This window comes from Alicyclobacillus acidiphilus NBRC 100859 (assembly GCF_001544355.1).
Taxonomy (GTDB): domain Bacteria; phylum Bacillota; class Bacilli; order Alicyclobacillales; family Alicyclobacillaceae; genus Alicyclobacillus; species Alicyclobacillus acidiphilus.
In genome coordinates, this window is record NZ_BCQI01000105.1 from 1 (window position 1) to 6935 (window position 6935).

9 protein-coding genes are annotated in these 6935 nt (G+C 61.1%); 7 read left to right on the forward strand and 2 right to left on the reverse strand.

From position 1 onward, the window contains the following. The first annotated feature begins 672 nt into the window (after nucleotides 1–672). Both AAC01S_RS17775 and AAC01S_RS17780 read left to right on the forward strand, forming a co-directional pair. Nucleotides 673–969, forward strand: a complete 297-nt coding sequence (locus tag AAC01S_RS17775) for a DUF1659 domain-containing protein (RefSeq protein WP_067625666.1) — start codon at nucleotides 673–675, stop codon at nucleotides 967–969. Between the two features lie 75 nt (nucleotides 970–1044). Further along, a complete protein-coding gene (locus AAC01S_RS17780) occupies nucleotides 1045–1263 on the forward strand; it encodes a DUF2922 domain-containing protein (protein ID WP_067625668.1) in 219 nt (72 codons plus the stop codon). 161 nt (nucleotides 1264–1424) lie between these two features. Here the strand turns inward: AAC01S_RS17780 and AAC01S_RS17785 are convergent, their stop codons facing one another. Together AAC01S_RS17785 and AAC01S_RS17790 are read right to left on the reverse strand one after the other, a co-directional pair. Then, the gene (locus AAC01S_RS17785) at nucleotides 1425–1664 is read right to left on the reverse strand and encodes a DUF1450 domain-containing protein (protein WP_067625670.1); all 240 of its coding nucleotides are present in this window, start codon (nucleotides 1662–1664) and stop codon (nucleotides 1425–1427) included. A 6-nt stretch (nucleotides 1665–1670) separates the two neighbouring features. Continuing rightward, nucleotides 1671–2339 carry a DedA family protein gene (locus AAC01S_RS17790; protein ID WP_245630283.1) on the reverse strand — a complete coding sequence of 223 codons (669 nt, stop codon included), beginning with the start codon at nucleotides 2337–2339 and terminating at the stop codon, nucleotides 1671–1673. Nucleotides 2340–2454: 115 nt separating this feature from the next. On the opposite strand from AAC01S_RS17790, the gene thiL reads away from it, so the two are divergent. Genes thiL through tsaD form a run of 5 tightly spaced genes read left to right on the forward strand, consistent with a single transcriptional unit; the run spans nucleotide 2455 to nucleotide 6346 of the window. Then, nucleotides 2455–3429, forward strand: coding sequence for a thiamine-phosphate kinase (thiL, locus tag AAC01S_RS17795; protein WP_067625673.1), 975 nt, complete (start codon nucleotides 2455–2457; stop codon nucleotides 3427–3429). A gap of 49 nt (nucleotides 3430–3478) precedes the next feature. After that, nucleotides 3479–3994 carry a tRNA (adenosine(37)-N6)-threonylcarbamoyltransferase complex ATPase subunit type 1 TsaE gene (gene tsaE / locus AAC01S_RS17800; protein ID WP_067625675.1) on the forward strand — a complete coding sequence of 172 codons (516 nt, stop codon included), beginning with the start codon at nucleotides 3479–3481 and terminating at the stop codon, nucleotides 3992–3994. A 5-nt stretch (nucleotides 3995–3999) separates the two neighbouring features. Then, entirely contained in the window at nucleotides 4000–4821 is an 822-nt protein-coding gene (gene tsaB / locus AAC01S_RS17805; protein WP_169794093.1) for a tRNA (adenosine(37)-N6)-threonylcarbamoyltransferase complex dimerization subunit type 1 TsaB, read from the forward strand. Further along, complete coding sequence (gene rimI, locus AAC01S_RS17810) at nucleotides 4818–5321, forward strand: ribosomal protein S18-alanine N-acetyltransferase (RefSeq protein WP_067625679.1); 504 nt, start codon at nucleotides 4818–4820, stop codon at nucleotides 5319–5321. Before tsaB ends, rimI begins: the two co-directional genes overlap by 4 nt. Then, nucleotides 5318–6346 (forward strand): tRNA (adenosine(37)-N6)-threonylcarbamoyltransferase complex transferase subunit TsaD, encoded by a 1029-nt coding sequence (tsaD, locus tag AAC01S_RS17815; RefSeq protein WP_067625681.1) that lies wholly within the window; start codon nucleotides 5318–5320, stop codon nucleotides 6344–6346. Before rimI ends, tsaD begins: the two co-directional genes overlap by 4 nt. Nucleotides 6347–6935: the final 589 nt, after the last annotated feature.

Genomic DNA, 6935 nt, shown 5'->3' on the forward strand with positions numbered 1-6935 from the left:
GGCGGGATCGGCGGGATCGGCGGGACGGGCGCGGGAATAAGCGGCCCTGGGCCGCTTATTCGTGTCGAAATGGTCGGATGGAGCGGAATAAGCGGCCGACGGCGGCTTATGTGGTGGCCAAGCGGCGAATATGCCGGGATCGGCGCAGGATAGGCGGCCCTGGGCCGCTTAATTCATGTAGAAATGATCGGATTGGAGCAAATAAGCGGCTCTGGGCCGCTTATTTGAGTCGAAACGGTTGGAACGGAGGGGGATAAAGCGACTGGCGTCCCCTTATGTGGTACCCAAGCGACCGAATATGCCGGGATCAAGCGCGGGAATAAGCGGCCCTGGGCCGCTTATTCGTGTCGAAATGGTCGGATGGAGCGGAATAAGCGGCCGACGGCGGCTTATATGGTGGCCAAGCGGCGAATATGCCGGGATCGGCGCAGGATAGGCGGCTCTGGGCCGCTTATTTGAGTCGAAACGGTCGAAACGGTCGAAACGGTCGAAACGGTCGAAACGGAGGGCCCCGCATCTCCGTTCCGTTCTGCTTCTGCCGGCCGCGTCGGTCACGCAGCCTCGATCGCGTCTCCATTCCACCCGCCCCCTTGTCCCCTCTCTCTTGCTTACGTGGCATCTCCTTGGATGCGCCCCGGAAATCGGGAGAGCGCATGAAAGGAGGCCATCCACATGGCAAATGGCACAGCGATTGGCACCACGCTGCAAATCCAGACGCAGAACGGCACCAAGGCGAGTGGAGAACCGAAGATCTCGAATCACAACTTTCCGAACGTGTCCGCGAGCGCGTCGAGTGACGATGTCCTGGCTGTTGGACAGGCGCTAGCCGCGCTGATTGGCGAGCCCCTCGTGCAGATTGTTCGGGTCGATCAAACGGCGCTGACCACCTCGACCGCGCCTGAATCGACCGCGACCGCCTCGACGGCGGGCGCGTCGGCCGCGCCTGCATCGTCCGGTACCAGCGCGTAAGGGCGTGATCGGCCAGACTTCAGCCGGCTTGTGGCAACGGCGTTGTCGAGTTTGACCAACAAAGGAGGGGACCATATGGCTACCAAGTTCGCGTTGCATCTGGCATTCATGACGGATCAGAACAAGAAGGTTCGGCTGAACATTCCGAACCCGAAGCAGCCGGTGGACAGCAGCGCTGTCGACACCGCGATGCAAACCATCGTCAACAAGAACATCTTCGTGATGCCGCAAGGCAAGATCACCAGCAGTCTACCAGCCGAAGGGACGCAGACGGATACCTCTAGCATCTCGTAAAGGGCATCCCGCAGGCAAACTGCGGCACCTAGTCAAAGATCGGGCAAGAGCCATCCCATTCGCGATCACGCACAGCGCGAATTGCGATGGCTCTTTGCCGTTGGGTGTGGCGGCGCGAATTGCGGTGGCTTTTGGCTCGTCTGGCGGATGGCGGGACAACACTACCTCGTGTCTCGAATCCGTTGCGACAATTCGCAGGCCGTTGCCGCTTCGATGGGGCGATTGTTGAGCAGTACGAAGGGGCGGCGTGCGCAGACGTCGCAGAGATCGAGGCAGGCGTAGCGGCGCGTGGACAGCCCTGCGTCTGCCGGGTTGGCGGATTGCAACTGTTGTTCGATGGCTTGGCGCGTACCGAACCGTTCGTTTTTGACACACCACTCAATCGTTGTCACTGTGCGCATGCTCTCTCAGCGCCTCTCCGCGTTCGCTTTGGCCTGCAATCTTCTAAGTAACCACAGTAGCAAAAGGATGGAGACAATCGCAACGGTCAGCCAAATGAGTGTCGTTTGCACGTGCTGCATCATTGTATCGACGTTCTCGCCGAACCAGTAGCCAAAGCCTATCCACACGCCGCACCAGACCATGGAGCCAAGGACGGAGTATAGCGAAAAGGTGCCATAGGACATGTCGCTGAGACTGGCGGCGTAGGTGCTGAGCGATCGGACACCCGGCAGGAATCGCCCGGGTATGAGCACAAGGGCCGCGTAGTGCTGAATGAGGTTGCCGATCCCGTCCAAACGCGGCTTGTTGAGCACGCGAAGCCGATAGAGAGGGCTAATGATGAGGTTTCCGAAGCGCCGCGTCATGGTGAAGACGATGAGCACACCTGTGAAATAGCCGAGGGTGCCGAAGCAGAATACCGGGATCGCGTTCAGGCCGCGTTCGGCAATCGAATATCCGTAGAAGGCGAGAAACACATCGCCAGGGAATGGCAGTCCCAATCCTTCGCAGACCATGGCCAAGTACAGTCCTGGATAGCCGAGAAAGACCAGGGCCGCCGTGACATATTGGATCCAGTGCTCAATCAGCGCCATATGCACACCCCGCTTGTTCGTCTCTTCTATGTCTATGGACAAGAGTCCACGGCCATGCCCAATTGGGCGATTGCGTCGAAAACTTGCTATGATGGATGAAACGCCAGACAACCATGCCTGGTTGGCATCACATAGAACCTGGAGTGGGAGGTCAAGCATGGACGAGTTTGAACTCATCCGATCCCTCGCGTCGCGTTTGTCCCCGCCGTCCGCGGATGTGCTGACAGGCATCGGCGATGATGCGGCCGTCGTGCGGTTCCACGGCGGCAAGCTGTTGGTGACGACGGACACGATGGTTGAAGGCATACATTTTTTGGAGTCGACGATCACGCCGCACAATTTGGGATACAAGGCTTTGGCGGTCTCCATCAGCGACATTGCCGCCATGGGCGGCTCGCCGACGGTTGCGACGGTGTCCATCGCGATCCCGCCGAAGTGGTCGTTCGATGCCGTGGGTCTGATCTACGACGGATTCAACGAAATTGGACAACAATACGGTTGCGATGTGGTCGGTGGCGATGTCGTCGCCATCGATGGACCGCTTGTGGTGACGACCACGGTGTTGGGGCGGGCCGAAACCCCGGTGCTGCGCAGCGGCGCTGCGCCAGGGGACATTTTGTTTGTCACGGGCAGTCTCGGCGGATCGGCCGCTGGTTTGGAAGTCTTGCTGGGACAAGCCAGGGCGACGCCCGTGAGTCAAGCGATTCTTGTGAACCGCCATCAACGTCCGCAACCGCGCGTCACCGTGGGCATGCTTGCCGCCAACGCGGGTGTGTCGGCCTTGAACGATATCAGCGACGGGCTCGCAAGCGAACTGCACGAAGTGGCTGGAGCGAGTTCGGTCCGCTGCGTGATTGAGGCGGATCTGATCCCGATTCTGCCTGAGGCAAAGGAGCAGGGCCGGGCGATGGGAAAATCAGCGTTGGATTATGCGCTGTACGGCGGAGAGGATTTTGAACTGGTCGGCGCCGCGCCGCGTCACGCGTTCGCGCGGCTGCTTGCCTCCGCGGGATCGACCGGTGTGCCCATTACCGCGATCGGCCGATGCGAAGAAGGGGATGGCGTCGTCATGCGTACGGCGGGACATCTGGAAGTCATCGAGCCGAGGGGATACAATCACTTCAAACGATGAATCGCGCGCTTTTGGGATTCATCCTCGACATGAACGGAGATAGTCGCACATGATGGACAGATGGGTGCTGACGGCGGTCAGCCCAGACGAAACAACCGCCTGCGGGCGCCAGTTGGGTGAACGATTGCAGCCTGGCGATGTCGTTCTCCTGGTGGGGCCAATGGGCGTCGGCAAGACGCATTTTGCGAAAGGTGTCGCACGCGGCCTCGATGTGATGGACGAGATTACGAGTCCGACCTTCACCATCGTGGCCGAATACGAGGGGCGAGTGCCGTTTGCCCACATGGACTTATACCGGATGTACCGAAATCCGGACAGCTCGACGGAGACGTTGACCTATGCGCAGCTTTTCGACATTGGCTTCGAAGACTATATCGACGGGGAGCAAGTGGTCTTGATTGAATGGCCGCTCGGCATACGAGAACTGCTTGACGATTATTTGCTGGTGGACATTTCGTTCCTAACTCCGGACGAGGGTTCCAACGAGCGTGAGGCGAGGCAAATCGCCGTGCAAGCCGTCGGGGATCGATCCGCGGCGCGCCTGAGGGAGTGGATGGCAGGATGAGCGTCATGGCCATGGATACCGCGACAGACACACTGGGCGTCGGCGTCGGATCGAGCGACGGCATGCTGGCAAGCGGCGTGGTGCAACGCGTGCCGAGAGGCCATTCGCGCCTTCTGCAACCGTCCATCGCCTTCGCGATGGAAAGTTCGGGAACGGGGATGCAGGATCTCGAGCGAATCGGCATCGGCGTAGGGCCTGGCAGTTACACCGGCGTGCGCATGGCCGTCGCCACCGGGAAGGCGATGGCGCAGGCGCTCAGCGTGGCCGTCGTGCCCATCCCAACCGTGGACGCCATCGCGGAGTGCGCGTATCTCGCGATGGGCGAGGCGCAGCTTGGCAGCCGCATACTGGTCATGTTGAACGCGCGGCGCAGTCGGGCGTACGGCGCGTTGTACGAAATTGGCCGCGGCCAAGGCGGGGAAGGCAGTAGTGGTGCAGGCGGCAGTGGGGAAGCCGGGCCGCCGCGGCGGCTGGAGGAGATTGCTGTGAGGCGTGTGGACGATTGGCTGCGCCAGCTTTCCGGCTCCAGAGCGGCGGAGGATGTTCCACAGGCGCTGCGGGGCGCTGCAGCCGGATTTGGGCCCACCGTGATCGTGCACGATTTTTCGATCCCGCTGCCCAGCCTGGATCAAACGACGCAGCCAGCCGCGGTGCTGAACTGGCGGACCCTGTCGGGACTTCTGCCGGAGGCGCTCGTTCGCCTGACGGCGAGCGGACACTATCCAACTTTGACTGGCGACGCCATTCACCCGCTGGAACCGATGTACGTGCTGCCCGTCGAAGCCGAAGCCAACTTGGGTGTTACAGAAGGAGGACGATCGCAATGACAAAAGTAGAGTGGCAACCCGAGAAACTGAACATTCGCCGGATGCTTTTGGGCGATCTCGACGAAGTCATGCGTGTCGAACACCGCTCCTTCACAGCACCTTGGTCCCGCCAAGCGTTTGTCGGCGAGTTGGTGGAAAATCGCCTCGCCCGCTACATCGTGGCCGAGTACGACGGCCGCATCGCCGGCTATGCCGGGCTATGGATGATCATGGACGAAGGCCACGTGACCAATATCGCGGTCGATCCCGATTTTCGCGGCCTCAAACTCGGCGAGAAGCTGCTTCGCACTCTCATGTCGATGTGCATGGCGAGCGGCGGGCGGAAAATGACGCTTGAGGTGCGGGTCAGCAACGAGATCGCGCGCAATTTGTATGAAAAGTACGGCTTCGAGCGCGTCGGCATCCGCAAAGGCTACTACACGGACAACCAGGAGGATGCCATCATCATGTGGGCCGATCTCCCGCCGAAACTGGCCTCCGAGGGAGAGGTGAGCCTGTGAGGATTCTCGGCATTGAAACGAGTTGTGACGAAACCTCCGCGGCGATCGTCGACGACGGCGTCCATCTCGTGTCGCAAGTGACAGCCACGCAAATGGCGGTGCACGCCCAGTTTGGCGGCGTTGTCCCGGAAGTCGCCTCGCGGCGCCACGTCGTCGACATCACCCGCGTCGTCGAGCAAACGCTCGCGGACGCCGAGGTGACGTTCGCTCATCTCGACGCCATCGCCGTCACCTGCGGCCCGGGCCTGCTCGGCTCGCTTCTCGTCGGCGTCTCCGCCGCGAAGGGCTATGCGATCTCGACCGGCAAACCGCTCATTGGCGTCCATCATATCGCGGGCCACGTCGCCGCTGCCACGCTCACGACGCAGAACCAGGCCGGCGTTCAGCCGCCTTTTTTGTGTCTCGTCGTGTCCGGCGGCCACACGGAGCTCCTGACCGTCGACGAATCGTTCACCTTCACCAGGCTCGGCGGCACCCGCGACGACGCCGCGGGCGAAGCGTACGACAAAGTCGCCCGCTTGCTCGGCCTCGCGTACCCAGGCGGCCCGAAAGTGGATCAACTCGCCGCGGAAGGCGATCCCGCCGCCTTCAACTTTCCCCGCGCCTACCTCGACGATGAAGGATTCGACTTTTCCTTCAGCGGTCTCAAGTCCGCCGTCAACAACGAGTTGACCAAGCGCCGCAACCGCCGCGAGGCTTACGAAGTGCGCGACGTCTGCGCGAGTTTTCAACAGGCCGTGATCGACGTCCTGGTCGAGAAGACGCGCCGCGCCATCGCCCACACAGGCATGTCCCGCATCGTCTGCGCCGGCGGCGTCGCCGCCAACCGCGGCTTGCGCCAGGCCCTCGGCAGCCTCGGTCAAGAACTCGGCGTCGACGTGGTCTTCCCACCGCTCGAATTTTGCACCGACAACGCGGCCATGATCGCTTCCGCCGCATACTACCGCGCCCTGCACGGCAAGTTCAGCCCGCTGTCGCTGAACGCCTACGCCCAGCTCCCACTCACCGCGTGGCAATCGTGGTGAGTGGGTGGTGCGGGAATTGTGGATGAGGCAGGAATGTGGATGAGGCAGGAATGTGGATGAGGCAGGAATGTGGATGAGGCAGGAATGTGGATGAGGCTGAATGTGGATGAGGCTGAATGTGGATGAGGCTGAATGTGGATGAGGCAGGAATGTGGGCGCGGTGACTGTCGTTGTCAAGTGCGAATTCATCCCCAGCCTGTGAACAACGGTGGATTTTCGGATGTGGATTTTGTGGAAATGTGTCGAAGAAAGTCGAGATAGCAGGGTTCCGCCTTGTGGATAACTCTGTGGACAGTGTGGATAAGATGCTGGACATGGCTTGCGGGGGAGCTGTGGCTGTGGTGCGTGGGTGGCGTGCAGCGTGGTGTGGTGGGTGGTGTGGTGTGGTGGGTGGTGTGGTGTGGTGGGTGGCGTGCAGTGTGGCGTGCAGTGTGGCGTGCAGTGTGGCGTGTGGCGCGGCAAATAAGCGGCCGTGGGCCGCTTATTTGTGTCGAATCGTCTGATCTGCGATGGATAAGCGGCCGTGGGCCGCTTAAATCGCTCCCAAGGGCCACGCTCCACCCGATTTCGGAGAAATAAGCGTCTCTGA

What these genes read in the sequence shown, in the direction of transcription:
- tsaE (WP_067625675.1), top strand. Translation starts at nt 3,479, where the DNA reads ATGATGGACAGATGGGTGCTGACGGCGGTCAGCCCAGACGAAACAACC.
- AAC01S_RS17785 (WP_067625670.1), bottom strand. Translation starts at nt 1,664, where the DNA reads ATGCGCACAGTGACAACGATTGAGTGGTGTGTCAAAAACGAACGGTTC.
- AAC01S_RS17780 (WP_067625668.1), top strand. Translation starts at nt 1,045, where the DNA reads ATGGCTACCAAGTTCGCGTTGCATCTGGCATTCATGACGGATCAGAAC.
- tsaB (WP_169794093.1), top strand. Translation starts at nt 4,000, where the DNA reads ATGGCCATGGATACCGCGACAGACACACTGGGCGTCGGCGTCGGATCG.
- AAC01S_RS17775 (WP_067625666.1), top strand. Translation starts at nt 673, where the DNA reads ATGGCAAATGGCACAGCGATTGGCACCACGCTGCAAATCCAGACGCAG.
- thiL (WP_067625673.1), top strand. Translation starts at nt 2,455, where the DNA reads ATGGACGAGTTTGAACTCATCCGATCCCTCGCGTCGCGTTTGTCCCCG.
- rimI (WP_067625679.1), top strand. Translation starts at nt 4,818, where the DNA reads ATGACAAAAGTAGAGTGGCAACCCGAGAAACTGAACATTCGCCGGATG.